Genomic DNA, 25,930 nt, shown 5'->3' with positions numbered 1-25,930 from the left:
TGCTGGGGGCGGCGGACGAGCCGGAGGGGTTCGTCGCGCGGCACGACGTCGTCCGGGAGCAGGTGCGTAAGCGGCCGGGGCTGCGGATCGGGCGGACGCGGCGGGTGTTCGAAGCGCTCGTCCCGGCCGTCATGGAGCAGAAGGTCCTGGGGCTGGAGGCGTTCCGGGCCTGGAGCCATCTGCTGCGGAGGTTCGGGGAGCCCGCGCCCGGGGCGCCGCATATGCGGGTGCCTCCGCCGCCCGAGGTGTGGGCCCGGATCCCCTCGTGGGAGTGGCACCGGTCGGGGCTGGAGGCCGTCCGGGCACGGACGATCATCCGGGCCGCGCAGGTCGCGGGGCGCCTGGAGGAGGACGCGGCGGAGGACCGGCTGCGGTCGCTGCCGGGGATCGGGGTGTGGACGGCCGCGGAGATCCGGCAGCGCGCGGCCGGGGACGCCGACGCCGTCTCCGTCGGCGACTACAACCTGCCCGGACTGGTTGGCTGGGCGCTGATCGGCCGCAAGGTCGACGACGCGGGGATGCTCGAACTGCTGGAGCCCTACGCCGGGCACCGGTACCGCGTCACCCGGCTGCTGGAATCGTCCGGCAGGCGTCCGCCGAGACGCGGGCCGCGGCTGCCCGTCCGGGACTACCGGGCCTTCTGATCACGTCCCCCAGGACGTCAAAGCCTCGTCGACCTGCTCGCGGGTCGGGAAGCGCAGGGACGGCGGCGGCTCCTCAGTGAAGCCGTGCTGCTTTGCGTACACGGCGGGCAGGGTGCCGTCGGGTGCGCGGAAGCCCGCCCGGTGCAGGGTGTCGTGCGCCGGACGCGACTCCAGCGCGGCCTTGAACGCCTCCGCCGCGTTCTGCCGGTCCTGGTCCCCGGTGGTCACGACGTACGGGTGGTCGAGCATGAGCGTGCCCTCGTCCGGCATGAGGCTCACGATCGGGTTGGGGCGGTGCGTGTCGTTGTAGGCGACGACCGCCTGCTCGGTGGTGACCGCCAGGGGACGGTCGAAGCGTTCGGCGCCGATGAAATCGGCCAGGACGGTCATCGAGCCGCCGGACGACTCGTCCGGACGGCCGGGCGCGTTCTCGCGGAGCGCCTTGGCGACATCATCGGCCTCACCGGCGGCGACCTGCTCGATGGCGATCATGGCGATGGTCCCGCTCATCCCGGCGGCGGGGTCGGCCGAGTAGCGGGCCAGCGGGATGCCGCCCGCCTTGTCCTTCAGCAGCAGTTCCCACCCGAAGTCCACGTCGGCGTCGCGCAGCTCCGCCTCGGCCGGGCGGGGCGTCGCGAGCACCACCGGTGTCGCGGCCACCGGCGTCCCACCCTCGGGAACGGACGTGCCGCCCCTGTCGCGGGCCGTCTCCAGCCACAGCGACGACTCCGGCACCCACGCGTCGGCCTTTGCGCGCAGGGCCGCGTCACCCAGGTAGCCGGCGGGCGAGACCGGCTCGACGTGGGCGTCGACGCAGCGGCCCGCCACGCGGTGCTCCTCGACGTTGAAGCGGTCCGCGACCTCCCGGAGCGCGGGCGCGATCTCGGGCTGGGCGGCGATCGTGATCCGCAGCGCGGACCCGCCGCACGCGGACCCGCCGGGGAGGAGGCCGAGCGCCCAGGCACCGCCGCCCACGCCGGACAGCAGCAGTGCCGCGGCGGCCCAGACGGCCGGCCGCCTCCAGAGGTTCACCCGTCAGTCATACAGCGGGGATCACGTGCCGACCAGGGGGAGATTGAGCTTCCCCTGGCCGAAGTGGCCGATGCCGTCGGTGCGGCGGGACGCCGTCAGGCGCTCCTCCGGCACCTCGCCGTAGAGGGTGGTGCGCTGCCTGGCGGGACGGCCGGCCCGCGCGGCGATCTCCTCCAGTTCGCTGATGGGCTTGAAGGAGCCGTTCTCCGACCCGGCCATGCGGCTGATGGTCTCCTCCATCAGCGTGCCGCCGAGGTCGTTCACGCCGCCCTGCAGGACGCGCGTGCACAGTTCGTCGCCCAGCTTCACCCAGGACGTCTGGATGTTGGGGATCGCGCCGTGCAGCAGGATCCGCGCCAGGGCGTGGACGGCCACGTTCTCCCGGACGGTCGGCCCCGGCCGCGCCAGCCCCGCGAGGTAGATGGGCGAGTTGTGGTGCACGAAGGGCAGCAGGACGAACTCGCTGAACCCGCCCGTCCGCTCCTGGATGGAGCGGAGCAGCCTGATGTGCGCGACCCAGTGCGACGGGGTGTCCACGTGCCCGTACATCATGGTGGACGTCGTCGGCAGCCCGATCTCGTGCGCGGTGGTGACGACCTCGACCCACTGGTCGGTGGGCAGCTTGCCCTTGGTCAGCACCCAGCGGACGTCGTCGTCCAGGATCTCGGCGGCCGTCCCCGGCAGGGAGTCGACGCCGGCCTCCTTCGCGCCCTCCAGCCATTCGCGGATCGACATGTCCGCGCGGGACGCGCCGTTCACGACCTCCATCGGGCTGTAGGAGTGCAGGTGGATGTCCGGCGCGCGGTTCTTCACCTCGCGGGCGAGGTCGAAGTAGGCGGTACCGGGCATGTCGGGGTGGATGCCGCCCTGCATGCAGATCTCGGTCGCGCCCGCCGCCCACGCCTCGTCCACCCGGTCCCCGACCTGGCGGAGGGAGAGCGTGTAGGCGTCGGCGTCCGTGCGGCGCTGCGCGAACGCGCAGAACCGGCAGCCCGTGTAGCAGACGTTGGTGAAGTTGATGTTGCGGGTGACGACGTAGGTGACCTCGTCGCCAACCGTGTCCCGGCGCAGGTCGTCGGCGAGCTTGGCGAGGGCGTCGAGTTCCGGGCCCTCGGCGTGCAGGAGGGCCAGTGCCTCGTCGTCCGACAGCCCCGCAGGGTCCTGCTCCGCGCGCGCGAGAGCGGTCCTGATGTCGGAGTCGAAACGCTGGGGGGCGGACATGCGGTCGCGTAGCGCGTCCCAGTCGCCGTACACCTCGTCGAAGTCGTCGCGCCGGTCGCTGGTGCGGCCCGTCGTGTCGATCTCGGTGTGCAGGTCGGTCCGCCCGGACGCCTGGAACCCGCCGTCCGGCTCCTGCCAGGGGCGTCCCTCAAGGACGGCGTCGTCCCGCGCGAGCCCGGTCGCCGGGTCGGCCAGCGCCGCGACGTGCGCGTCCAGCCGCGGGTCCAGCCACGGCTCGCCGCGCCGCACGTACTCGGGGTAGATCGTCAGCCGCTCGCGCAGCGCGAACCCCGCGGCGGCCGTCCGCTCGGACAGCTCGTCGATCTGCGGCCAGGGCCGCTCGGGGTTCACGTGGTCGGGCGTCAGCGGGGACACCCCGCCCCAGTCGTCGATGCCGGCGCGGAGCATCAGCGCGAACTGGTCGCCGACGAGGTTCGGCGGCGCCTGCACCCGCGCCTTCGGGCCGAGGACGAGCCGCGTCACCGCGATCGTCGCCGCGAGTTCGGCGAGGTCGGCGTCCGGGGTGTCGCGCATCTTGGTGTCCGGCTTGGCCCGGAAGTTCTGCACGATCACCTCCTGGATCGCGCCGTACTCCCGCATCGTCCGCCGGATCTCGAAGATCGCGTCCGCGCGCTCCTCGATCGTCTCGCCGATGCCGATGAGGATGCCGGTCGTGAACGGCACGTTCGTGCGGCCGGCGTCCTCCAGCACCCGCAGCCGCACGGCCGGGTCCTTGTCCGGCGACCCGAAGTGCGGGCCGCCGCGCTCGCTGAACAGCCGCGTCGCCGTCGTCTCCAGCATCATGCCCATGGACGGCGCGACCGGCTTGAGCCGCTGGAAGTCACGCCAGGTCAGGACGCCGGGGTTGAGGTGCGGCAGCAGCCCGGTCTCCTCCAGCACCCGGATCGCCATCGCGCGGACGTAGGAGAGCGTGTCGTCGTAGCCGTGCGCGTCGAGCCACTCGCGGGCCTGCTTCCAGCGGTCCTCGGGACGGTCCCCGAGCGTGAACAGGGCCTCCTTGCAGCCCATCTCCGCACCCCGCCGCGCGATCTCCAGGACCTCGTCCGGGCTCAGGTAGGGGGCGTCCAGCTTGTGGGGGACGGTCGCGAACGTGCAGTACCCGCAGCGGTCGCGGCACAGCCGGGTCAGCGGGATGAAGACCTTGCGGCTGTAGGTGATGACGCCCGGCCGACCCGCGGCGTCCAGGCCCGCGTCCCGGGTGCGGGCGGCGTAAGTGAGCAGGTCGTCGAGCTGCGCCCCGCGGGCCTGCAGCAGTGTGGTGGCCTCGGATCGGTCGAGTGTCTTGCCGTCACGCGCGCGGGCCAGTGCCCGGCGGAGCGCGGAGCTCGTGGCGTCCATGCAGGCACTCTATGCCAATCGTCATAATTTGCGACGCGGCGGGGGTGGGCGAATTGCCCGCATCCGTTAGCAGCCCCGCCGGGCCGCCGGCTATTCCCGCCCCTGCCGGGTCACCGGACCTCGATGAACGCCTCCGGGCTGCGCGGCGGGCGCTCGCGCGGCGGCGCGGCCGGGTGGCCGACGCCGACGGCGCCCATCGGGTCCCAGTCGGCCGGCAGCCCGAGCGACTCCCGGACGACGTCGCGGCAGAACATCGTGCTCGACACCCAGCACGACCCGAGCCCCTCGACGGCCAGCGCCACCAGGAGGTTCTGCACCCCGGCGCCCGTCGCGACGACGAACATCTCCCGCTCGGCGCGCGACCGCCGCTCGTCCGGGTAGTCGTGCGAGCCGTCCATGACCAGGCACGGCACGACCAGGTAGGGCGCCCGCCGCAGCACGTCCCCGCGCCGCAGCCGCTTGGTGATCGACTCCTCGGAGAAGCCGTCGCGGCGCAGGTCGGCCTCCCACGCGTCGCGCATCGCGTCCAGCAGCCGCGTCCGCGACTCCTGCGACTCCAGGAGCACGAACCGCCACGGCGTCGTGTGGTGCGGCGCCGGCGCGGTGATCGCGGCGGCGACCGCGCGGCGCACCGCCGCCGGGTCGACCGGGTCGGCGGTGAACTCGCGGATCGTGCGCCGCGCGTACAGCACCTCGGACGGCCCCCACCGGAACATGTCCTCGTCGGGCGGGCGGACCAGCGCCCGCGCGCCCGGCCCGTCCTCCTTCGTGACCAGCGCGGACAGGCCGCGCACGACCGCGACCGGCACCCCGTCGAGCTTGCCCTTCACCAGCTCCGCGGCCGCGGCGATCTCGTCGGCGACGGCGGTGATCGTGGCGTCGAGGCGGTTGCCGTAGGAGTCGTCCCGCCCGCGCAGGTCGCTGATCGGCTCCAGGCCCGCCAGGCCGATCGCCGCGTCGATCAGCCCGTTGCGCCAGGGCCGGCCGAGCGTGTCGGAGACGATGACGGCGACGTCCGCGCCGGTCCGCTCGCGCAGGCCCGCGCGGATGCGGCGGGCCGAGGCGTCCGGGTCCTCCGGCAGCAGCAGCACCGTGCCCGGCCGCGTGTTGGACGCGTCCACGCCGGCCGCCGCGAGGACGAGCCCCTGCCGAGTCTCCACGATCCGCGTCTCGCCGCGGTCGTGCGCCCGCCGCGCCACCACCCGCACGGTCTCCGCCTCGATCGCCTTCTCCCGGTCGTCCGCGACCAGGACCCGCCCCTCCGCCTTGCTGACGATCTTGGACGTGACCACCACGACGTCGCCGTCCCGCACCGCGTCCGCCGGGATCAGCGCCGCGATGTCGGCGCCCTCCGCGACCTCCGGCAGCCCGGGGACGCCGAGCACCTCCAGCCGGGTCACCGCGACTCCTCCGCCCGCTTCAGCTCCACCGCGAGGTCGAGCGCGGCGCGGGCGATGTCCGCCGTCGCCGCCGCGTCGCTCATCAGCAGCGGCCGCGGCCGCACCTCGATGCCCTCCACCCGCACGGCGGCGTCGGCCTCGTCGACGAGCCAGCCGTCCAGCAGCCCGAGCCCGTACAGCTCGGCGACCGCCCGCGCCGACGTCTCGGTGCCGATCGCGGTCAGGCAGGCGTCCGCCATGCCGCTCACCGGGGCGCCGCCGATGATCGGGGAGACGCCGACGACCGTCCTGGTCGCGACCGCGTCCCGGATGCCGGGCACCGCGAGGATCGTCCCGATGCTGACGACCGGGTTGGACGGCGGGAACAGCACCACGTCCGCCTCCTCGATCGCCTTCAGCACGCCCGGCGCGGGCTTGGCGTCCTCCGCGCCGATCGCCGCGATCGACAGCGCCGGGAGGGACGCGCGCAGCCGCACCCACCACTCCTGGAAGTGGATCGCCCGGCGCCCCTGCTCGTCCTCGACGACGACGTGCGTCTCGACCTGGTCGTCGGTCATCGGGATCAGCCGGACCCCCGGCTTCCACCGGTCGCACAGCGCCTCGGTCACCGCCGACAGCTTGTATCCCGCCGCGAGCATCTGCGTCCGGACGATGTGGGTCGCGAAGTCGCGGTCGCCGAGCCCGAACCAGCCCGGCCCGACGCCGTAGGCGGCGAGCTCCTCCTTGACGGTGAACGTCTCGTCGGCCCGGCCCCACCCCTGGTCCTCGTTGATGCCGCCGCCGAGCGTGTACATGACGGTGTCCAGGTCGGGGCACACCCGCAGCCCGAACAGCGAGATGTCGTCCCCGGTATTGCCGATGACGGTGATCTCCGCTTCGGGGGCCGCCGACCGCAGCCCGCGCAGGAAACGGGCCCCGCCGATGCCACCGGCCAGCACCACGATCTTCATGCCGCCAGCGTATCCATGGCGCCGTTTCGGCCGCACGGCGCCGCCGGGCCGCCCCGTTGGGTCGGCGGGCCGAATCTATGCCAAGCTTTGGCGTGTAAGAGCTTAAGAGCACCGCCTCGGTCTGGAGATGTCACCGTGAACAAGGAAGCCGTCCAGCGCCTGCGCGAACCGGCCGCCTGGGTACTGCTCGCCTCGGCGGGCGTGCAGCTGCTCGCGGGCATCATCACGCTCATCGGCGACGACGGGACGTTCACCTTCCGCGCCCTGCTCGAAACCCGGGACGGGATGTTCCTGCAGATCGGGGTCGTCGGGATCCTCGTCCTCGCGGTGCTGCTGGTGACCTGGGGCGAGCAGCCGACGCCGCAGGCCCGGACGATCACCATGGGCGCCCTCGGGGTCCTCGGCGGCATCGCCGTGTTCGGCCTCATCGCCTGGCTGAGCGGGATGCTCGCCGACTCCGACGCCGCCGGCGCGCTCACGAAGCTGTCGGTGTTCCTCCTCGGCGCCGGGAAGCTCGCCGTGGCCGGCGTCGGCGCCTGGTACGTCTACACCGTCTTCCAGGGGATGCAGCCGCCGCGCCCCAAGACCGGCCAGCAGCAGATGCCGCAGGGCTACCCCGACTTCGGCTACCAGCAGGGCCAGGCCGGCCAGCAGCCCGGCCAGCCCGGTCAGCAGCAGCCGGGCCAGCAGCAGTACGGCCAGCAGGGCTACGGGCAGCAGCAGTACCAGCAGTACCAGCAGTACGGCGGCCAGCAGGGCGGCGCCGAGGGCCAGCAGTACGGCCAGCAGCCGCAGCAGTACGGCCAGCCGCAGGACTACCAGCAGCACGGGCAGCAGCACGGGCAGCAGCACGGGCAGCAGTACGGGCAGCAGGGCGGCTACCAGACGGGCGGCCAGCCGGGCTACGGGCAGCAGCCCGCCTCCGAGCAGGAGGAGATGGGCGAGTGGACCCGCCAGTACGGCGGTTCGGGCCAGGAGCAGGGGCCGCAGGGCACCCAGCCGGCGCCCGGCGGCGAGCAGCGTCCCGACGAGGGCGACTGGTACCGGGACAACCGTCCCCCGCCCCCGCAGTGAGCCGGCCGCCCCGCCGCTGATTCGCGGCGCCGAATCCCGGTGCCGAATGCCGCCGCCGAATCCCGCGGGTGACCCTCCGTTTTACCGATCTTCAGCCGCGGGTCGGCCGACCCGCCCGGCATAACCCGCTAAGTCGCCCCGGAAAGCTTTCCGGCTTGACGGGGCGGGCGCTACACGCGTGTAATTTCGTCGGTGTAGTTTCAATGCCTTCTCGGGGGAAGTAACCGGAGGGACGGCATTGACCAGGGGGTTCCACGGGCAGGGAGGTGCGCTGTGAGCGAGGTGGTCATCCCGCTGGCGCACGGCACAGACGGTGAAGAGTTGGGCTGGCAGGAGCGCGCACTGTGCGCGCAGACCGACCCGGAGGCGTTTTTTCCGGAGAAGGGCGGCTCCACTCGCGAGGCCAAGAAGGTGTGCCGGGCATGCGAGGTGCGTACGGAGTGCCTTGAGTACGCGCTGCAGCACGACGAACGTTTCGGCATCTGGGGAGGGCTCTCCGAGCGGGAACGCCGCAAGCTGAAGCGCCAGGCGGTCTAGCCGCCGGCCGGCCGCGCGGCCCGCGGGCCCGCCCGGGTTCTTCGACGGGGGAGACCCGGCCGGACCGGCCGCGCACCCGGATCTCGCCGATCCAGGGCGTGCGCGCCGCGGCCACGCGTACAGTTGTCAGCCGTGCCGGCCCCCTCGGGTCGGCACGGCTGCCGTCGTTTCGGCCACGTACCTGTCGTCCCACAGATCGAGCGACCCCTTGGCCCCCACTCTCGATCGCCATATCGTCACGGCCGTCCTCGTCACCCATGACGGTGCGCGGTGGCTCCCCGAGACGCTGAAGGCGCTGCTGACGCAGGCGCGTCCGGTGCAGCGCCTCGTCACCGTGGACACCGGAAGCCGCGACCGCGGGCCCGCGATCCTCGCCGAGGTCCTCGGCCGGCCCGCGGTCCTCACGCTGCCGCGCACCACCGGCTACGGGGAGGCCGTCGCGGAGGCCCTCCGCCAGGACGCCGCGTCCGCCCCCGTCCCGGCCGACGATCCCGGCTCCGGCGCCCACCCGCACTCGTCCTACGAGACGCCGGTGCGCACCGAGTGGATCTGGCTGCTGCACGACGACTCCGCGCCCGCGCCCGACGCGCTCGCCCACCTGCTGCGGACCGCCGACACCGACCCCAACGTGGCGGTGCTCGGCCCCAAGGTCCGCGACTGGGCCGACCGGCACGTCCTGCGCGAGCTGGGCGTCACCGTCGACGCCGCCGGACGCCGCCAGACCGGCCTCGACCGGCGCGAGTTCGACCAGGGGCAGCACGACGGCGTCCGCGACGTGCTCGCCGTGAGCAGCGCCGGGATGCTGGTCCGCCGGGACGTGTGGGACCGGCTCGGCGGCTTCGACGTCGAGTACGGCATCTTCCGCGACGACCTCGACTTCTGCTGGCGGGTGCACGCCGCCGGCTACCGGGTGGTGACCGCGAGCGACGCGGTCGTCTACCACGCCGAGGCGGCCCGGCGGGGGCTCCGCGAGATCGGCATGACCGCCGAGCACCCGTCCCGCCGCGACCGCCGCAACGCCCTCCACACGCTGCTCGCCAACCAGCCGCTCCCCGCGATGGTGCGGGCCCTGGCGCGCAACGTCTGGGCCTCCCTCGTCCACGCGCTCTACCTGGTGCTCACCAAACGGCCGGCGGCGGCCCGCGAGGAGGTCCGCGCGCTCGCCGACGTGCTGCGCGACCCGGGCCGGCTGCGGCGCGCGCGGGCCGCCAGAACGGACGGCCGGACGCGCGCCCACCGCAGCATCCGCCGCTTCCAGGCCCGCCGGGTCGTCCTGCGCCGCACGGTCGAGGCGGCGGCGGAGTACCTCGCCGCCCACGAGCGCGACCGCGAGGACATCGACGAGGAGCCGGGCTCCCGCGAGCCCGGCCCGGTCCGCCGGTTCCTCGCCCGCCCCGGCGTCCTGCTCGTGCTGGCGCTGGCCGCCCTCGCGGTCGCCGCCGAGCGCTCCCTGCTCACCGCCGCCGGGCGGCTCGGCGGGGGTGCGCTCGTGCCCGCGTGGGGCGGCGCGAGCGACCTGTGGGCGCAGTACCTCTCCGGGTGGCATCCGGTGGGGCTCGGCAGCGACGCGGGCAGCCCGCCGTATGTGGGGGTCCTCGCCGTCGTGTCCACGGTCCTGTTCGGCAAGCCGTGGCTGGCGGTGTCGGTCCTGCTGCTCGGCAGCGTGCCGCTGGCGGGCCTGACCGCCTACTACGCCTCGCGGCTGCTGGTGCCGGCCCCGCCGCGTCCCGGGCGGCGCGCCCGGCGGAGCGGCCTGCGCGTCCCCGTCGCCGCGGTCCGGGCGTGGTTCGCCGCCGTGTACGCGCTGCTGCCGTCCGCCACGGGGGCCATCGCGGGCGGCCGGCTGGGGACGGCCGTCGTCCACGTCCTGCTCCCGCTGATCGCCGTGCACGCCGCCCGCGTGTACGGCGTCTCGCGCGCGAACACACCGCGCAAGGGCGCCGCCGCCCCCGACGCCCGGACGCTGCGCAAGCGCGCCGGGCGGTCCGCGTGGACGGTCGCGCTGCTGCTCGCCGTCGCGATGGCGTTCGTCCCGCTCACCTGGCTGATCTGCGTGGTCGCCGCCGGGCTGGTGTGGGCGCTGTTCGACCGGCCGGAGCCGAGCGGGCGGCGCCACCTCGCCATCGCGCTCGGCGTCCCGCCGCTCCTGCTGCTGCCGTGGACGGCCGGCCTGCTGCTGCACCCGTCGCGGTTCCTCACCGAGGCGGGCCTGCACCGCCGGATCGAGCCCGCGGCCGCGGCGGACCTGCTGCTCCTCGACCCGGGCGGACCCGGCACCCCCGCGCGGTGGGCGCTGGCCGGGCTGTTCGCCGTCGCCGTGTGCGCGCTGCCGCTGCGCCGCCGCCGCAACGCCGTCCTCGCGGGCTGGCTGCTGGCCATCTTCGGGCTGCTCGTCGCGACGCTGGCCAGCGCCGCCACCGTGACCAAGGGCGCCGACGCGGCGCCCGCCTGGCCGGGAGTCGCGCTGCTCTTCGCGGGCGCGGGGGTGCTATTCGCCGCGACGGCCGCGGTGCTGCGCGCCACCGAGGCCCTCGCGAGCGATCACCGGCTCCACCGGGCGGGCGGGGCGGCGGTGGCGCTCGCCGCGCTCAGCGCACCCGTGCTGGCCGCCGGGTTCTGGGTCGCCGGCGGCGCGGGCGGCCCGCTCACCGAGGTCGATCCCGACACCGTCCCCGCGTTCGTGCACGCGCCCGGCGGGGTGCGCACGCTCGTCCTGAGCAAGGAGCCGGCGGGACGTGTCTCCTACACGGTCCTCAGGGACGCGGGCCCGCGGATCGGGGAGGCGGAGGTCATGTCCGGCGGCCCGGCCCGCGACCGCCTGGACGGCCTCGTCGCCGGTCTGGTCGCCGGCCAGGAGGGCGATGCGGGGCCCGCGCTGACCCGGATGGGCGTCCAGTACATCGTCGTGCCCTACCCCAGGACGGACCCCACCACCAAGGCCCTCGACGCGGCGCCCGAACTGATGCGCCTCAGCCGCACGGGGACGTTCGCCGTGTGGCGGCTCCACTCGCCGTCCGCCCGGATGATGCTCGTCGAAGGCTCCACCGTGACGCCCCTGCGCGCCGGACGCATCGACGCCGACATCCGCATCCCACCGGGTGAGGGCCGGCGGACCCTGCTCCTGGCCGAACCCGCCGACGGAGGGTGGCGGGCGACGCTGAACGGCCGGGACGCCAAGGGGCGGACGGTGGACGGCTGGGCGCAGGGCTACGACGTCCCCGCCGCCGGAGGCGAGTTCCGGCTGGAGAGGTCGATGACCATGCGGCACGCGTGGATGGTCGTCCAGGGCATCGCGGTGCTGCTGGTCGTCGCGCTCGCGATGCCCGGGGCGCAGTCCGACGCCCCGCCCTTCAGCGGGCCGTTCGGCGGGGAGCGCGAGCGGCGCCGAGGCAAAGGCAAACGCGGCCGTCGCCGCCGGCACCGCTCCCGCGTCCGGCACGAGGCACCGGTTCCCCAGCCGGTGGCGGCGCCCAGCCCGGAGGAGGTGTCGTGATGAGGAACCTCAAGCCGAAACTCAAGCTGGGCGCGAATCTCAAGAAGCCGAACCTCACGAAGCCGAGCTTCAAGAAGCCGAACCTGAAGGTCGACGTCAAGAACGTCAACCTGGAGAAGGTTCTGCGGCTGCTCACTCGCCGCTATGCCACCGCCGCCCTGGTGCTCGTCGCCCTCGCGTCGCTGTACGGGGCCGCGTCGTTCTCCCGTCCCGGAGAAGCCTCCGAGAACGGCCGGGCGGCCTTCATCACCACCGCCGTCATGGTGTGCCCGGGGCACGAGGGCGGGCGGCTGGCCATGCAGTCGCTCCCCGACCGCAAGGGCGGCGGTAGCGTCGCCCTGACGCCGACCAAGGGCGGCCCCGCGCTCGGGGCCATGTCGGCGCCCGGCCAGGGCTGGGACGAGAACACCAAGTCCGGCGAGGACTCCTACACCCTCCGCGCCACCGGCGCCATGGCCGCCGGGCTGGAAGCCGAGCAGACCACCCACTGGGGCGGCGGCAACGACCGCGGCCTCGCGGGCGCGCGCTGCGCCACCCCCGGCACCGACCACTGGTTCCTCGGGCCGGGCCCTGACACCGCCGACGAACTCGACCTCTACCTCACCAACGTCGACGGGCAGCCGGCGTTCGCGGACCTCACCGCCCTCTCCGGCGAAGGCCCCCTTGAGAGCGTCGACGGCCGCGGCATCCGCGTCGACCCGTACACCACCAGGGTCGTGAAGATCGGGGAGTCGACGGAGGGCCTCGGCGACGTCGTGCGGTCCGCCGCCGACCTCGGCCTGCGCGTCCGGACGACCACCGGCCGGGTCGCCGCGTCCGTGCGGGTCCGGATCGGCGAGAAGAAGGGCATCGAGTGGCTGCCGCGCGCGCACGCCGCCGCGCCGTCCCTGATCGTCCCCGGGGTGCCGGACGGCGACGGCGAGCGCCGCCTGGTCGTCGCGGTGCCCGGCGAGTCCGACGCGCAGATCCGGGTGCAGGTGATCACCGCGGAGGGCACCTACAACCCGCAGGGCCGGGAGATCGTGGACGCCCCCGCGCGGACCGTCACGTCCGTCGGCCTCGACCGCGCCCTCCTCGGCAAGGCCGCCGCCGTCCGGCTGCTCGCGGACCGCCCGATCATCGCGGGCTTCGCCGCGAAGCGCGGCGCCGACGTCGGCTACGGCACCGCCACCCCGCCGCTCACCGCGTCCGGGCCCGGGATCGTCGCCGACAACCGCTTCGACTCCGCCCTGCTCGTCAGCGCCCCGGCGGGCGCGGCGACCGTCCAGGTCAGGACGCTGAACGCCGAGGGGACGAGCGCGCCGAAGGACGTCGAGATCCCGGCCGGGAGCACCGTCCGGGCCGAGCTGGAGGCCCCGCCCGGGACCGGCGGGAAGGACGCGGCCTACGGCGCCGTGATCGTCCCGAAGCCCGGGTCCGGGCCCGTGCACGCGTCCCGGGTGCTCGCCACGGGCAAGGGCGGCGGGTACCTGTTCACCGTCCTGCCGATCATCCCGGCGCGCACGACGCTCCACCTGCCGGACACGGCCGACTCGCAGACCGCGCTCATCCCCGGCTAGCGGGCTCGCGCGCCCGCCGGAGGGTCAGTCGTCGGGGGAGTCGTAGCTCGGGTCGACGGACTCGGGGGACAGGCCGAGCAGGTCCGCGACCTCCTCGACGAGCAGGTCGCGGATCAGCAGGGACATCTCGGCGTCCCCGGTGGCGCGGGCCTCGACGGGACGGCGGAACACCACGATGCGCACCGCCGGGTCGCCCTCGGCCGGCGCGGGGACGGCGGGCCGGGCGGCGTCCGGCGGCCGGCCGCCGGGCGGGGGCGCGAGGACGGTCTGCCCGAGCGGGACGGGGCCGTCGAACAACGGCTCCACGCTCGGGACGTCCTCGACCGTGAACGCCACCCCGGCCAGTTCCCGGCCCCAGCGCAGGTGCAGCCGCCGGACCTCGTCGTCCACGAGGTCCTCGAACCGCTCCGCGCGGGTGCGCGAGACCGGCGCCCGCCGGGGTGCCAGAGGACCGCGAACGCCGCGACCGCGCCGGTCGCGACGCCGTACGCCTGCCACACGGGATCGCACGCCTCAAGAGTACCTCTGCCTCCGGCCGTGCCATCGGGCGTCACGGGGTCGAGCGCCGGCGGGGCGACGGACTGCCACGGCTGGCGCGCCCGGTCCAGACCCCGCACGGTGAGAGTCGGAGTCCACACGGAATGTAACTGTTACCTCGGAAATCGCCCGGTAACGGCGACACGTGCGCCCGGGTGGTGGCGGAGCCGGGGGGAGGGAGGTACGGTCAGCCATCGTGAGCCCCGTCCGTACCTGCTCCCGCACCGCCTGCAAGGCGCCTGCAGTGTTCACGCTCACGTACGTCTACCGTGACTCCACCGCGGTCCTGGGGCCGCTGGCCACGTACGCGGAGCCGCACTGCTACGACCTGTGCGCGGAGCATTCCGAGCGGCTCACCGCCCCCATGGGCTGGGAACTCGTCCGGCTGCCGGTCGAGGAGGAGGCCGAGCCCAGCGCCGACGACCTGGAGGCCCTCGCCGACGCGGTCCGCGAGGCCGCCAGGCCCGCCCCCGGCACCGGCCAGGAGCCGGTCGGCCAGGGCACCGAGGTCGGCCGCCGCGGCCACCTGCGCGTCCTCCGCTCCGAGCCCGCGGCGACGCAGCCCGGCCAGGAGTGAGCCGGGAATGAGCCAGGAGTGAGACCCGCCCGCGGGGGAAGATCCGTCCGCGGGAATCCGGTGCCGCCGGTGCGGTGACATCCCGTCCGGCCGTGACCCCCCGTCCCGGTAGGCTCGTGTCTCCGTCGCCGTTTCCGGGGCCGCCGCCTCCGGGCGGCGCTCACCCGGGCCGGATTCCGACCGGCCGGTCTCTTCGGACAGGGAGCAGGAGTGGGCGACCTCGCCAAGATCTTCAAGGCGTACGACATCCGCGGTGTCGTACCGGACGAGCTCGACACCGCGGTCGCCGAGGCGGCGGGCGCGGCGTTCGTCCGGGTGACCGGCGCGAGCGCGGTCGTCACCGCGCACGACATGCGGGAGTCGTCGGTCCCGCTGGCCGAGGCGTTCGCGCGCGGCGCGACCGCGCAGGGCGCGGACGTGATCGAGGCCGGGCTCGGCTCCACGGACCTGCTCTACTACGCCAGCGGCAGCCTCGACCTGCCCGGCGCGATGTTCACCGCGAGCCACAACCCCGCCAAGTACAACGGGCTGAAGCTGTGCCGCTCCGGCGCCCGCCCGATCAGCAGCGACACCGGCCTCGCCGAGATCCGCGAGATGATCGAGAACGGCGTCCCCGCGTATGACGGCGAGCCGGGCACGGTCACGCGGCGGGACGTCCTCAAGGGCTACGCCGACCACCTCAAGACGCTGGTCGACCTGTCGTCGATCCGCCCGCTCAAGGTCGTCGTGGACGCGGGCAACGGCATGGGCGGGCACACCGTCCCGTCGGTGTTCGAGGGCCTGCCGATCGACCTGGTGCCGCTGTACTTCGAGCTGGACGGCACCTTCCCCAACCACGAGGCCAACCCGATCGAGCCGGAGAACCTGCGCGACCTGCAGGCCAAGGTCCGCGAGACCGGCGCCGACATCGGGCTGGCGTTCGACGGCGACGCCGACCGCTGCTTCGTCGTGGACGAGCGCGGCGAGATCGTCGCCCCGTCCGCGATCACGGCGCTGGTCGCGACGCGCGAGCTGGCCAAGTACCCCGGCTCGTCGATCGTGCACAACCTGATCACCTCGCGGGCCGTTCCGGAGATCGTCGCCGAGCACGGCGGGACGCCCGTCCGGACGCGCGTCGGGCACTCGTTCATCAAGCAGACGATGGCCGAGACGGGCGCGGTGTTCGGCGGCGAGCATTCGGCGCACTTCTACTTCCGCGACTTCTGGTTCGCCGACTCGGGCATGCTGGCCGCGATGCACGTCCTCGCGGCGCTCGGCGGGCAGGACGGGCCGCTGTCGGAGCTGCTCGGCGAGTACACCCGGTACGTGGCGTCCGGCGAGATCAACAGCGAGGTCGCCGACCAGGCGGCCGCCACCGCGAAGGTCCGCGCCGCGTTCGAGGGGCGCCCCGGCGTCGCGATGGACGAGCTCGACGGGCTGACCGTGGGCGACGAGGCCGCCGGCTGGTGGTTCAACCTGCGGCCGTCCAACACCGAACCGCTGCTGCGCCTCAACGCGGAGGCGGGCGACGAGGCGACCATGGCGGCGATCCGTGACGAGGTCCTGGCCCTCGTCAGGGAGAAGTGACCGGTCAGGGAGAAGTGACTGCGAAGGGAAACGACGCTGCCATGACGCTGAAGCTCGACTCCTGGCTCCTGGAGATTCTCGCCTGCCCCAACTGCGGCGGCGGGCTCCGCACCGACGACGCCGCCGCCGAGCTGGTGTGCACCGGCTCGTGCGGGTACGCGTACCCCGTCCGCGACGACATCCCCGTCCTGCTCGTCGACGAGGCCAGGACCCCCGCTCCGTGAGCGGTCCGGGCCGCCGGGCCGGGGCAGTGCGATGAGCGCGGGGCTCGACCCCGCGCGGCTGGAGGACGCGGCGGCCGTCGAGGCGGCCGATCCCGCGGGGATGCTGCGGCAGGTCGCGTCGTCGGCCGCGCAGGTCCGGGAGGCGCAGCGGGCGGCGGCCGAGGCGGGCATCGCCGCGCTGGCCGGGGACGGCCGGCCGCGCGCGATCGTGGTCGCCGGGATGGGCGCCGCGGGCCTGGCCGGGGACGTCCTCGCCGCCGTGTGCGGGCCCGGCTGCGCGGTTCCGGTGACGACCGTGCGCGGCCACCGGCTGCCCGGCTGGGTGGGCGCCGCCGACCTCGTGATCGCGGTGTCCTCGTCCGGGGAGACCGAGGAGACCCTTGAGGTCGCCGCGGAGGCGGCCCGCCGGGGGTGCAGGATTCTGTTCGCCGGCGGGGCGGATTCGCCGCTCGCGGCCCTGGCCGACCGGCATCGCGGGGTGTTCGTCCCGGTGCGCCCGGTGGGGCAGCCGCGTGCGGCGCTGTGGGGCCTCACGATCCCCGTCGTCCTCGCGGCGCGGACGCTGGGCCTGGCGCAGGTGCCGGACGAGGCGCTGGAGTCCACCGCCGAGCTGCTGGAGGACGTCGCGCACCGGTGCCGCCCGTCCAGCGAGCCGTTCCTGAACCCGGCCAAGCGGATGGCGCTCGACCTCGCCGGCGACGTCCCGATGGTCTGGGGGTCCTCCGAACCGGCTGCCGTGGCGGCCTACCGGATGTGCAGCCAGCTGAACGAGAACGCCAAATACCTGGGGATCTTCGGTGAAATCCCCGAGGTGGACCACAACCAGCTGATGGCGTTCGACGGCTTCTTCGCGCGCGGCGGCTCCCCGTCCGACCCCGATGACTTCTTCCGGGACCGCACGGGCGACCCCGAACACGGCCTGCACCTCGTCATGATGCGGGACGCGGACGAGCACCCCCGCATCCGCAAGCGGGCCGAAGCGTCCACGGCCATGGCGCGTGACCGCGGCGTGGCGGTCACCGAGATCCGGGCCGAGGGCGAGCATCCCTTGGAGAGAATCGCGACACTCATCGCGCTGGCGGACTACGTCACGGTTTACTTGGCTATCGCGCTGGGCGTGGACCCCACTCCGGTGCCTTCCGTTCAAGAACTAAAGGCGAGGGTTTCCCAGATATGAGTGCTGAGGGCGGAACGAAGGCGATCGTCGCCGCGCTGCTCGCCAACACCGGAATCGCGGCGTCGAAGTTCGTCGCGTTCCTGTTCACCGGTTCGTCGTCGATGCTCGCCGAGTCGGTCCACTCGGTGGCCGACGCCGGGAACCAGGCGCTGCTGCTGGTGGGCGGCAAGCGCGCCAAGCGCGGCCGGACGCAGCAGCACCAGTTCGGCTACGGGCGCGAGCGCTACTTCTACGCGTTCGTCGTCGCGGTCGTCCTGTTCACCATCGGGGCGATGTTCTCGCTCTACGAGGGCTACCACAAGATCTCCCACCCGGAGGAGCTCACGTCCCCGGGCTGGGCGTTCGGGGTGCTGGGCGCCGCGATCGTCATGGAGGTCATCTCGTTCCGCACCGCGATCGTGGAGGCGAACAAGGTCCGCGGCGACCAGTCCTGGTGGGCGTTCATCCGCCGCGCCAAGGCGCCCGAGCTTCCGGTCGTGCTCCTGGAGGACCTGGGCGCCCTCGTGGGCCTGATCTTCGCGCTGTTCGGCGTCACGATGGCCGTGGTCACCGGGGACGGCGTGTGGGACGGCGTCGGCACCATCGCGATCGGTGTCCTGCTCGCCGTGATCGCGGTGATCCTGGCGTTCGAGACCAAGAGCCTGCTGATCGGCGAGGGCGCCGACCCCGACACCGAGCGGCAGATCATCGAGGCGCTGGAGTCGGTGGAGCAGGTCGACCGGCTCGTCCACATCCGCACCCAGTACATGGGGCCGGAGGAGCTGCTGATCGCCGCCAAGATCGCGGTGAGCCACGACGACACCGCCGTGGACGTGGCCCGGGGCATCGACGCCGCCGAGGCCAAGATCCGGTCGCAGTTCCCCGAGGCGAAGCTGATCTACCTGGAGCCGGCGCTGTGGGACCCGGCCGCGGCCGTCCCGAAGCCCACGGAGAACGCCGAGAACGCGGAGAGTTCGGCGGACCCGGAGACCTCGGCGCCGTCCTGACCCTCCCGGGCCGCCCCTTCGGGGGCGGCTCGGAAGGTCTTCGGGACCCCTCGCCGGGCGGCCGCCGTCGTGCCGGCCGACCCCAGCCCAGGCGAGACCGGCGAGTGCCCCTGGCGAGGCGTGTACCGCGGCCGTCCGGCGAGGTGCTTCCCATGCGTCCCCGCCCGGACCCCTGAAACCGGGCGGTTCTGGTGTGACCGCGGCGGCCCCCGCCGAACCCCCAAAGCCGGCGGGCCACCGTCGCGGTCACGGGTAAGACACTACGTTCGCGCAGGTCCCCCGCACGTCCCCCTCAGGGAGGGAAAGCGGGTGGTACTCCAGGCGGAGCCGGCCGTCCCGCATACACCCCCGCGGTGAGGAATCCGCGCGTCCCAGCGGTCAGTATTGGAGGGTGACCTCCGATGGCAAGGCCCGGCCCGGACCCGGTCCCGCGGGGTTCGGCCCGGCCGTCGCGCACCACGCGTGGCGGCTGTCCGGCCGGATCGTGGCGGGCGTCGGGCAGCTGCTGCTGTGGATCCTGACGGGCATCGGCACCCTGCTGCGCCCGCTCGCCGTCCGGCTCGCGGCGCGCCTCAACGGCGTGGGACGCCAGCAGGCGCCGCACCCGCCCGGCGGCCCGGCGGCGGCGACGGCGCCGCTGCCCCGCTGGATCAACGCGTGGCGGGAGTTCACCGCCTCCTGGTACTTCGCGCCGCTGACCGGGCTCGCGCTGACCGTCGCGGCGCTCGCCGAGCTCGCGCCGCGCGCCGAGTCGCCGATCAGCCTCGCGGGCGGGTTCGCGGTCGCCGCGACGCTGCCGCTCGTGTGGCGCCAGGAGAATCTGCGCCCGGTCGCGGCCGTGGTGCTCGGCACGGTCGCGGCGAACCTGCTCACCGGCGAGAACCTGCTCATCACCACCGGGTTCGCCGGCCTCTACACGCTGTACGCGCTGGGACGGCAGCTGCCCCGCCAGTCCGCCGGCGTCCTCGCGGCCGGCAGCGTCGCCACCCTCGCGGTCGTGTACCTGGCGGGGGACTCGCTGGACGAGATCCCGTGGCCGGCCGCGTTCCTCGCCGTCCTGGCCGCCATCGGCCTCGGCGACGCGCGCCGCGTCGTGGAGTCGGCCGGGCGCACCGAGGCGGCGGCCGCCGAACGCACCAACGAGACCCTCACCCGGCTCACCGCCGTCCAGCGGGAGCAGGCGGTGATGCGCGAGCGCGCCCGCATCGCCCGCGAGCTGCACGACGTCGTCGCGCACTCCGTCTCCATGATCGCGGTGCAGGCGGAGACCGCCCCGTACACGATGGAGGACCTGTCGCCCGAGGCCCGCGCCGGCTACACCGAGATCGCCCGGACCGCGCGGGAGGCGCTGGTGGAGATGCGGCGGCTGCTCGGCGTGCTGCGCGCCGACGCCGCCCCGGAGCCGGAGGCGGCCAACTCCCCGCAGCCGCGGCTGGACCGGCTGCCCGACCTGATCGAGCAGCACCGCGGCGCGGGCGGCAGCGTCGACCTCGCCGTGCACGGTGACCCGCGGGCGCTGTCCACGACGGTGGAGCTGTCGGCCTACCGGATCGTCCAGGAGGCGCTGACGAACGCCCGGCGGCACGCGCCGGGCGCGGAGGTGCGCGTCGACCTGACGTTCCTGCCGGACCGGCTCGCGGTCCGCGTCCGCGACGACGGCCGGCACCCGCCGGCGCCGCCCGGCCCGGTCCCGCCGGGGCACGACCCGGCCGCGCCGACGATGGTGCTGAACCGCGACGACCCCGCGTCCCGTACCGCGATACTGGACGGCCCCGCGGGTCCCGCGCCCGGTACCGTCGCGGGCGACGCCGGCCGCACCCGCGTGCAGCCCGCGGACGCCGGCGGCGGACACGGCCTCCTCGGCATGCGGGAACGTGCGACGATGCTGGGCGGACGGTTCTCCGCCGGTCCCGCCGCCGAGGGCGGGTTCCTGGTGGAGGCCGAGCTTCCGCTGGCGAGCGAGGGGAGTTCCACCCGTGGACACGGTCCGGAGGCGCCTCGCGGCGGCCGGTGACCCCGCGCGGCGCGAGGGGCGGCGGCGGTGATCAGGGTGCTGATCGTCGACGACCAGACGATCGTGCGGGCCGGGTTCGCGGCCCTGCTCGACGCGCAGGACGACATCACGGTGATCGGCGAGGCGGGTGACGGGCGCGAGGCGGTCCGGTTCGCGGAGCGCAGCCGGCCCGACGTCGTCGTCATGGACATCCGGATGCCCGGCATGGACGGCATCGAGGCGACCCGCCGCATCCTCGCCCTGCCCGGTTCGGAGGGCGTCCGGGTCCTGGTGCTGACGACGTTCGACGTGGACGAGTACGTCTACGAGGCGCTCTCGGTCGGCGCGAGCGGCTTCCTGCTGAAGGACGCCACGGCCGAGGAGCTGGTCTCCGCCGTGCGGGTGGTGGCGCGCGGCGACTCGCTGCTCGCCCCGCAGGTCACCGGGCGGCTGATCCGCGAGTTCACGAGGCAGCGGCGCAACAGGCCGCAGGCGCCGTCGGAGCTGTCGACGCTGACGGCCCGCGAGTCGGAGGTCCTCGTCCTCATCGCGGGCGGCCTGTCGAACGGCGAGATCGCCGAACGCCTGGTGGTCAGCGAGCACACCGTGAAGACCCACGTGGCGCGCGTCTTCACCAAGCTCGGCCTCCGCGACCGGGCCCAGGCCGTCATGCTCGCCTACGAGTCCGGCGTCGTGGTCCCCGGCGGCAACGCCCGCGACTGACCGGGCGCGAGCGGCCCGGCTAGCGCCTGCGCAGCAGGCGCATCGCCTTCTCCTTCTCGAAGTCGAGGGCGCGGGTCGGCGGCGCGGAGAGCCGTCCGATGCGCTCGCCCAGCTCACGGACGTGCGCCTGCACCTGCGGCTCGGCCAGGACGCGGAGGCCGAAGGCCAGCTCGGCGGGGCCGATGTCGTAGCGCTTCTCCAGGGCGAGCGCGAGCGCGACCGCCCGGAGCTCGCTGTCGCCGAACTGGCGGTGGCCGCCGGCGCGGCCCCGGCCGGAGACCCCCTCCCGGGTGACCGGCAGCAGCCCCAGGGCCTCGCGGTAGCGGAGCATGCGGGGCGAGGTGCCGAGCCGCTGGGCGGCCTCCGTGATGCGCATGCGACCCATTCTGACAAATTTGTGGTAGGAAGTCGCCTCCGCGCGTGCCACCGGGCGTGCACCGACCGTAGACTCGCGGGCGTTGACGCACCGCGCACCGACCCGCATCCCCGCGGACCAAGGAGCACCAAAGCATGGACTACAAGGTCGCCGACCTTTCGCTGGCCGACTTCGGGCGCCGGGAGATCCGGCTCGCCGAGCACGAGATGCCGGGCCTGATGGCGGTGCGCGAGGAGTACGCCGCCGCACAGCCGCTGCGCGGCGCCAAGATCATGGGCTCGCTGCACATGACGATCCAGACGGCCGTCCTGATCGAGACGCTGGTGGACCTCGGCGCCGACGTCCGCTGGGTGTCCTGCAACATCTTCTCCACCCAGGACCACGCCGCCGCCGCGGTCGTCGTGGGCCGCGACGGTACCGCCGACGACCCGAAGGGCGTCCCGGTGTTCGCCTGGAAGGGCGAGACCCTCGAAGAGTACTGGTGGTGCACCGACCAGGCTCTCCAATGGCCGGACGGCACCGGCCCGAACATGATCCTGGACGACGGCGGCGACGCGACCATGCTCGTCCTCAAGGGCGCCGAGTACGAGAAGGCGGGCGCCGTCCCCACCGCCACCGAGGAGGACCCGGAGGAGTGGGGGGTCATCCTCGACACCCTCCGCCGCACCATCGCCGAGAAGCCCGGCCGCTGGACCGAGACCGCCGCCGGCATCAAGGGCGTCACCGAGGAGACCACCACCGGCGTCCACCGCCTCTACGAGATGGCGAAGGCCGGCACGCTCGCGTTCCCGGCGATCAACGTCAACGACTCGGTCACCAAGTCGAAGTTCGACAACAAGTACGGCTGCCGCCACTCCGTCATCGACGGCCTGAACCGCGCCACCGACGTCCTGATCGGCGGCAAGGTCGCGGTCGTGTGCGGCTACGGCGACGTCGGCAAGGGCTGCGCCGACGCGCTGCGCGGCCAGGGCGCCCGCGTGATCGTCACCGAGATCGACCCGATCTGCGCGCTGCAGGCCGCGATGGACGGCTTCCAGGTCACCACCCTGGAGGACGTCGTCGACATCGCCGACATCTTCGTCACCACCACCGGCAACTTCAACATCATCACGGCCGACCACATGAGCCGGATGAAGCACCAGGCGATCGTGTCCAACATCGGGCACTTCGACAACGAGATCGACATGGCGGGCCTCGCCAAGATCTCCGGCATCGAGAAGATCGAGATCAAGCCGCAGGTGCACGAGTGGCGCTTCCCGGACGGCCACTCCATCCTCGTCCTGGCCGAGGGCCGCCTCATGAACCTGGGCTGCGCCACCGGCCACCCGTCGTTCGTGATGTCGAACTCGTTCACCAACCAGGTCATCGCGCAGATCGAGCTCTTCACGAAGACCGACGAGTACCCGATCGGCGTGTACGTCCTGCCGAAGCACCTGGACGAGAAGGTCGCCCGCCTCCACCTGGACGCCCTCGGCGTCAAGCTCACCGAGCTCACCAAGGAGCAGGCCGCCTACATCGGCGTCCACGTGGAGGGCCCCTACAAGCCCGACCACTACAGGTACTGAGTTCATTGTGGTGTTCGGGTTGTCGCGTGGCCGGGGTGTCGCCTGATGTTGTCGTAGTAGTGGTGCGGCGGTCCGCGCCTGAGGGGGGTTGATGAGCGACATCGCGGATGTTTCGCTGGCCTACGAGGGCGTCAAGCGGATCGAGTGGGCCGACCGGAGCATGCCCGTGCTGCGGCAGATCCGGGAGCGGTTCGCCGGCGAGCGTCCGCTGGAGGGGCTGAAGGTCGCGGCGTGCATGCACATCACGACCGAGACCGCCGGGCTCATCCGCACCCTCCAGGCGGGCGGCGCGAGCGTCGCCCTCGCCGCGTCCAACCCGCTGTCCACGCAGGACGACACCGCCGCCGCGCTCGTCCAGGAGTACGGCGCGGAGGTCTTCGCGCGGGCCGGTACCGACCGTGAGGGGTACTACGCCCACATCCACCGGGCCTTGGAGACCGGACCCGATCTCGTCCTGGACGACGGATGCGACCTGGTCAACACCCTGCACACCGAACGGACCGACCTGCTCGGCACGGTCAAGGCGGGCTGCGAGCAGACGACGACGGGCGTCATCCGGCTGCACCAGATGGCGTTCGAGGGCGCGCTCCGCTTCCCGATGGTCGCGGTCAACGACACCGACACCAAGCACATGTTCGACAACCGGTACGGGACCGGGCAGTCGACGCTGGACGGCATCGTCCGCGCGACGAACACGCTCCTGGCGGGGAAGACGATCGTCATCGCCGGGTTCGGCTACTGCGGGCGGGGGCTGGCCGAGCGGGCGCGCGGGCTCGGTGCCCGGGTCGTCGTCACCGAGATCGACCCGGTGAAGGCACTGGACGCGGCGCTGCAGGGCTTCTCCGTCCAGCCCATGGCGGAGGCGGCCGCCGAGGGCGACGTCTTCATCACGGTCACCGGCAACCGGGACGTCGTGAACGGGGAGCACCTCGCCGTGATGAAGGACGGCGCGATCCTCGCGAACTCCGGCCACTTCGACGTGGAGATCGACGTCCGCGCGCTGGCCGAGCTGGCGGTCGAGGTCCACCGGGGCGTGCGCCCGCAGGCCGACGAGTACGTCCTGGCCGACGGGCGCCGGCTCGTCCTCCTGGCGGAGGGGCGGCTGGTCAACCTCGCCGCGGCCGAGGGGCACCCGGCCGCCGTGATGGACATGTCGTTCGCCGACCAGGCCCTCACGTGCGCGTGGCTCGCGACGGCCCACCCGACGCTGGCGCCGGCCGTCCACGACGTCCCGAAGGAGATCGACACCGAGGTGGCCCGCCTCAAGCTCGCGTCGATGTCCATCGCCATCGACCGGCTCTCGAAGGAGCAAGAGGACTACTTGCGCTCCTGGCGCATCGGGTCCTGAGCCGATGCCCGCAGGCGCCTACCTCCACCTGGACGGAGAGATCGAGGAGCGCTTCCAGTGCGCGCCGGGGCCCGGCGGGTGGCGGTACACGTCCCGGCGGCCCGACGGCGTCCGCGTCGACCTGGTGACGGACGCGCGCTGGCGGCAGATCCGCGTCGAACTCGTCACCCCGGCGTGGTGGCTGCGCGGCGGCCTCACCGGCCCGGAGGTCGCCTGGGTCCGCGCCGCCGGCGAGACGGGGACGGAGCACACCGAGCGGGCGGCCGGGTTCCTGTACGACTCGCCGGGTTTCCTCGTCGCGATCGCGTACTCGCTGGAGCTGGACGAGAACGCCCAGGCCGACGTGCGGCTCGTCCGGCTGAGCGGCCCGTCCCTCGCGCCGCTGACCACCATCTGGCGCTGGCGCCGGGCCGGGACGGAGTACCACGAGACCGACACCGAGCCGCTGCCCGTCACGCGGTACGACATCACGGACCTGGCCACGGGCGAGATCGAGGCGGTGCACCTGGCGGGGGACGTCGTCGTCGCCGCGCCCGGCATCGAGCTGACCGGCCTGGAGTCCCCGCCCAATCTCCGGCCCTAGCCCCGGACGCCGGACGTTTGCCGATAAGGTCCTTATCTCCCCACCATGATCAGGAGGTCAGGACGTGTACGGCCAGCCACCGGGGCAGGGACAGCCGCCGCCCCCCGTTCCGCCGATGGGCGCTCCCATGCCGCCGCCCAAGAAGCGGTCCCCGCTCGTGTTCGTGCTGGCCGGCCTGGCGGTCGTCGTCGTCCTCGGTGTGGTGGCCGTGGGCGTCATGGTCTTCCAGAGCGCGGGGAACCGGGTCAGTGGACCGCTCCAAGCCGAGCAGTGCATCGACACGGGCTTCGGGGAGGGCGCGTCCAACCGGATCCCGGCCAGTACCCGGGTGAACTGCGACGACCCCGCCGCCAAGGCCAAGGTGCTCAAGGTCACCTCCGACCGGCAGGCCGCGGCGCTGCGGTTCCAGACCCGCGCGGAGCCCGACTGCCCGGCCGGCACCGACGGCGTCACCAACGTCACCCTCAAGAAGGGCGACGAGCACTACTTCGAGGCGTGCGCCCGCAACATCGAAGGCCCCCACCCGGGCGACCCGGGCGCGGGCGGCGCGCTGCTGTCGGTGGGCGACTGCGTCAGCGGCGGCGGCCTCGGCCTCGGCGGCAAGGAGGTCGCCTGCAGCACCAACGACTGGTACGGCAAGGTGATCGCCCGCGTCGACACCGAGGCGTCCTGCCCGGCGAAGACGCTGGAGACCATGAAGCTGCGGGCCTTCAGCGGCAACACGATCGAGCGCCCGGTGCTGTGCCTCGGCGCGGGCGGCGGCGTCGTCGCGGCCGGCGACTGCATCGCCGACCCCTCGTTCGCCGTCGGCGGCCTGAAGAAGGCCGACTGCACCTCCCAGACGGCCGTCGCGCAGGTCACCGGCCGGGTGAAGACGAAGCGGGAGTGCCCCGCGACGTCCACCCACCACATGACGGCGGACGGCGCCTACCTCCCGATCATGTGCCTGAAGCAGATGCGCCCGACCCTCAACGACAAGATCCGCAACCTGGGGCGGTAGCGCTCC

At 73.7% G+C, this 25,930-nt stretch carries 22 protein-coding genes; 16 read left to right on the top strand and 6 right to left on the bottom strand.

What is annotated here, in order from left to right:
• On the top strand, positions 1-644 hold a 644-nt coding region (locus tag E1200_RS06445; RefSeq protein WP_131950871.1), incomplete at its 5' end, for a DNA-3-methyladenine glycosylase 2 family protein.
• On the opposite strand, the gene E1200_RS06440 is transcribed toward E1200_RS06445, so the two are convergent.
• The 4 genes from E1200_RS06440 to cofD all read right to left on the bottom strand — a co-directional run bounded on the left by E1200_RS06440 (position 645) and on the right by cofD (position 6,606).
• Positions 645-1,676 (bottom strand): substrate-binding domain-containing protein, encoded by a 1,032-nt coding sequence (locus tag E1200_RS06440; protein WP_131950870.1) that lies wholly within the window; start codon positions 1,674-1,676, stop codon positions 645-647.
• Positions 1,677-1,697: 21 nt separating this feature from the next.
• Positions 1,698-4,256 (bottom strand): bifunctional FO biosynthesis protein CofGH, encoded by a 2,559-nt coding sequence (locus tag E1200_RS06435; RefSeq protein ID WP_131950869.1) that lies wholly within the window; start codon positions 4,254-4,256, stop codon positions 1,698-1,700.
• A 110-nt stretch (positions 4,257-4,366) separates the two neighbouring features.
• Positions 4,367-5,656 carry a coenzyme F420-0:L-glutamate ligase gene (locus tag E1200_RS06430; protein WP_131950868.1) on the bottom strand — a complete coding sequence of 430 codons (1,290 nt, stop codon included), beginning with the start codon at positions 5,654-5,656 and terminating at the stop codon, positions 4,367-4,369.
• Positions 5,653-6,606, bottom strand: coding sequence for a 2-phospho-L-lactate transferase (cofD, locus tag E1200_RS06425; protein ID WP_131950867.1), 954 nt, complete (start codon positions 6,604-6,606; stop codon positions 5,653-5,655). The genes E1200_RS06430 and cofD overlap by 4 nt, the downstream gene beginning before the upstream one ends.
• Before the next feature lie 135 nt (positions 6,607-6,741).
• Here cofD and E1200_RS06420 point away from each other — a divergent pair, with 135 nt between their 5' ends.
• From E1200_RS06420 to E1200_RS06405, 4 genes are all read left to right on the top strand, one after another.
• On the top strand, positions 6,742-7,680 hold the full coding sequence (locus E1200_RS06420) for a hypothetical protein (protein WP_131950866.1): 939 nt from the start codon (positions 6,742-6,744) through the stop codon (positions 7,678-7,680).
• A gap of 273 nt (positions 7,681-7,953) precedes the next feature.
• Positions 7,954-8,217 (top strand): WhiB family transcriptional regulator, encoded by a 264-nt coding sequence (locus E1200_RS06415; RefSeq protein ID WP_021594342.1) that lies wholly within the window; start codon positions 7,954-7,956, stop codon positions 8,215-8,217.
• A 208-nt stretch (positions 8,218-8,425) separates the two neighbouring features.
• A complete protein-coding gene (locus E1200_RS06410) occupies positions 8,426-11,710 on the top strand; it encodes a glycosyltransferase (protein WP_131950865.1) in 3,285 nt (1,094 codons plus the stop codon).
• Complete coding sequence (locus E1200_RS06405; RefSeq protein WP_131950864.1) at positions 11,710-13,269, top strand: DUF5719 family protein; 1,560 nt, start codon at positions 11,710-11,712, stop codon at positions 13,267-13,269. Before E1200_RS06410 ends, E1200_RS06405 begins: the two co-directional genes overlap by 1 nt.
• Before the next feature lie 24 nt (positions 13,270-13,293).
• On the opposite strand, the gene E1200_RS06400 is transcribed toward E1200_RS06405, so the two are convergent.
• Entirely contained in the window at positions 13,294-13,767 is a 474-nt protein-coding gene (locus E1200_RS06400; RefSeq protein WP_131950874.1) for a metallopeptidase family protein, read from the bottom strand.
• Between the two features lie 235 nt (positions 13,768-14,002).
• Between E1200_RS06400 and E1200_RS06395 the strand changes: the two genes are divergently transcribed.
• From E1200_RS06395 to E1200_RS06365, 7 genes are all read left to right on the top strand, one after another.
• Positions 14,003-14,383 carry a DUF3499 domain-containing protein gene (locus E1200_RS06395; RefSeq protein ID WP_207933207.1) on the top strand — a complete coding sequence of 127 codons (381 nt, stop codon included), beginning with the start codon at positions 14,003-14,005 and terminating at the stop codon, positions 14,381-14,383.
• Between the two features lie 210 nt (positions 14,384-14,593).
• Positions 14,594-15,949, top strand: a complete 1,356-nt coding sequence (locus E1200_RS06390) for a phosphomannomutase/phosphoglucomutase (protein WP_131950863.1) — start codon at positions 14,594-14,596, stop codon at positions 15,947-15,949.
• 41 nt (positions 15,950-15,990) lie between these two features.
• Positions 15,991-16,173 carry a Trm112 family protein gene (locus tag E1200_RS06385; RefSeq protein ID WP_131950872.1) on the top strand — a complete coding sequence of 61 codons (183 nt, stop codon included), beginning with the start codon at positions 15,991-15,993 and terminating at the stop codon, positions 16,171-16,173.
• A 31-nt stretch (positions 16,174-16,204) separates the two neighbouring features.
• The gene (locus E1200_RS06380; RefSeq protein WP_131950862.1) at positions 16,205-17,350 is read left to right on the top strand and encodes an SIS domain-containing protein; all 1,146 of its coding nucleotides are present in this window, start codon (positions 16,205-16,207) and stop codon (positions 17,348-17,350) included.
• Positions 17,347-18,336, top strand: coding sequence for a cation diffusion facilitator family transporter (locus E1200_RS06375; RefSeq protein ID WP_131950861.1), 990 nt, complete (start codon positions 17,347-17,349; stop codon positions 18,334-18,336). Before E1200_RS06380 ends, E1200_RS06375 begins: the two co-directional genes overlap by 4 nt.
• Before the next feature lie 391 nt (positions 18,337-18,727).
• Positions 18,728-20,350 carry a histidine kinase gene (locus tag E1200_RS34695; protein ID WP_131950860.1) on the top strand — a complete coding sequence of 541 codons (1,623 nt, stop codon included), beginning with the start codon at positions 18,728-18,730 and terminating at the stop codon, positions 20,348-20,350.
• 27 nt (positions 20,351-20,377) lie between these two features.
• Positions 20,378-21,052, top strand: a complete 675-nt coding sequence (locus E1200_RS06365) for a response regulator transcription factor (RefSeq protein WP_131950859.1) — start codon at positions 20,378-20,380, stop codon at positions 21,050-21,052.
• 19 nt (positions 21,053-21,071) lie between these two features.
• Here E1200_RS06365 and E1200_RS06360 read toward each other — a convergent pair whose 3' ends face one another.
• Positions 21,072-21,428 carry a MerR family transcriptional regulator gene (locus E1200_RS06360; RefSeq protein ID WP_131950858.1) on the bottom strand — a complete coding sequence of 119 codons (357 nt, stop codon included), beginning with the start codon at positions 21,426-21,428 and terminating at the stop codon, positions 21,072-21,074.
• Positions 21,429-21,562: 134 nt separating this feature from the next.
• On the opposite strand from E1200_RS06360, the gene ahcY (E1200_RS06355) reads away from it, so the two are divergent.
• The 4 genes from ahcY (E1200_RS06355) (at position 21,563) to E1200_RS06340 (ending at position 25,924) form a co-directional block, all read left to right on the top strand.
• Positions 21,563-22,993 (top strand): adenosylhomocysteinase, encoded by a 1,431-nt coding sequence (gene ahcY, locus E1200_RS06355; protein WP_131950857.1) that lies wholly within the window; start codon positions 21,563-21,565, stop codon positions 22,991-22,993.
• Positions 22,994-23,084: 91 nt separating this feature from the next.
• Complete coding sequence (gene ahcY, locus E1200_RS06350; RefSeq protein WP_131950856.1) at positions 23,085-24,341, top strand: adenosylhomocysteinase; 1,257 nt, start codon at positions 23,085-23,087, stop codon at positions 24,339-24,341.
• A 4-nt stretch (positions 24,342-24,345) separates the two neighbouring features.
• Positions 24,346-24,924, top strand: a complete 579-nt coding sequence (locus tag E1200_RS06345) for a hypothetical protein (protein ID WP_131950855.1) — start codon at positions 24,346-24,348, stop codon at positions 24,922-24,924.
• Between the two features lie 115 nt (positions 24,925-25,039).
• Positions 25,040-25,924, top strand: a complete 885-nt coding sequence (locus tag E1200_RS06340) for a hypothetical protein (protein ID WP_131950854.1) — start codon at positions 25,040-25,042, stop codon at positions 25,922-25,924.
• Positions 25,925-25,930 lie beyond the last annotated feature (6 nt).

Source organism: Actinomadura sp. GC306 (assembly GCF_004348665.1).
Classification (GTDB): Bacteria; Actinomycetota; Actinomycetes; order Streptosporangiales; family Streptosporangiaceae; genus Spirillospora.
Note: the sequence above shows the minus strand (reverse complement) of the source record. Positions and strands in the feature narration are given on the sequence as shown.

Bases quoted from the DNA above. Each gene is read 5' to 3' on its own strand.
- E1200_RS06435 (WP_131950869.1), bottom strand. From the start codon at position 4,256: ATGGACGCCACGAGCTCCGCGCTCCGCCGGGCACTGGCCCGCGCGCGT.
- cofD (WP_131950867.1), bottom strand. From the start codon at position 6,606: ATGAAGATCGTGGTGCTGGCCGGTGGCATCGGCGGGGCCCGTTTCCTG.
- E1200_RS06405 (WP_131950864.1), top strand. From the start codon at position 11,710: ATGAGGAACCTCAAGCCGAAACTCAAGCTGGGCGCGAATCTCAAGAAG.
- E1200_RS06385 (WP_131950872.1), top strand. From the start codon at position 15,991: ATGACGCTGAAGCTCGACTCCTGGCTCCTGGAGATTCTCGCCTGCCCC.
- E1200_RS06380 (WP_131950862.1), top strand. From the start codon at position 16,205: ATGAGCGCGGGGCTCGACCCCGCGCGGCTGGAGGACGCGGCGGCCGTC.
- E1200_RS06375 (WP_131950861.1), top strand. From the start codon at position 17,347: ATGAGTGCTGAGGGCGGAACGAAGGCGATCGTCGCCGCGCTGCTCGCC.
- E1200_RS06360 (WP_131950858.1), bottom strand. From the start codon at position 21,428: ATGCGCATCACGGAGGCCGCCCAGCGGCTCGGCACCTCGCCCCGCATG.
- ahcY (WP_131950857.1), top strand. From the start codon at position 21,563: ATGGACTACAAGGTCGCCGACCTTTCGCTGGCCGACTTCGGGCGCCGG.
- ahcY (WP_131950856.1), top strand. From the start codon at position 23,085: ATGAGCGACATCGCGGATGTTTCGCTGGCCTACGAGGGCGTCAAGCGG.
- E1200_RS06345 (WP_131950855.1), top strand. From the start codon at position 24,346: ATGCCCGCAGGCGCCTACCTCCACCTGGACGGAGAGATCGAGGAGCGC.
- E1200_RS06340 (WP_131950854.1), top strand. From the start codon at position 25,040: ATGGGCGCTCCCATGCCGCCGCCCAAGAAGCGGTCCCCGCTCGTGTTC.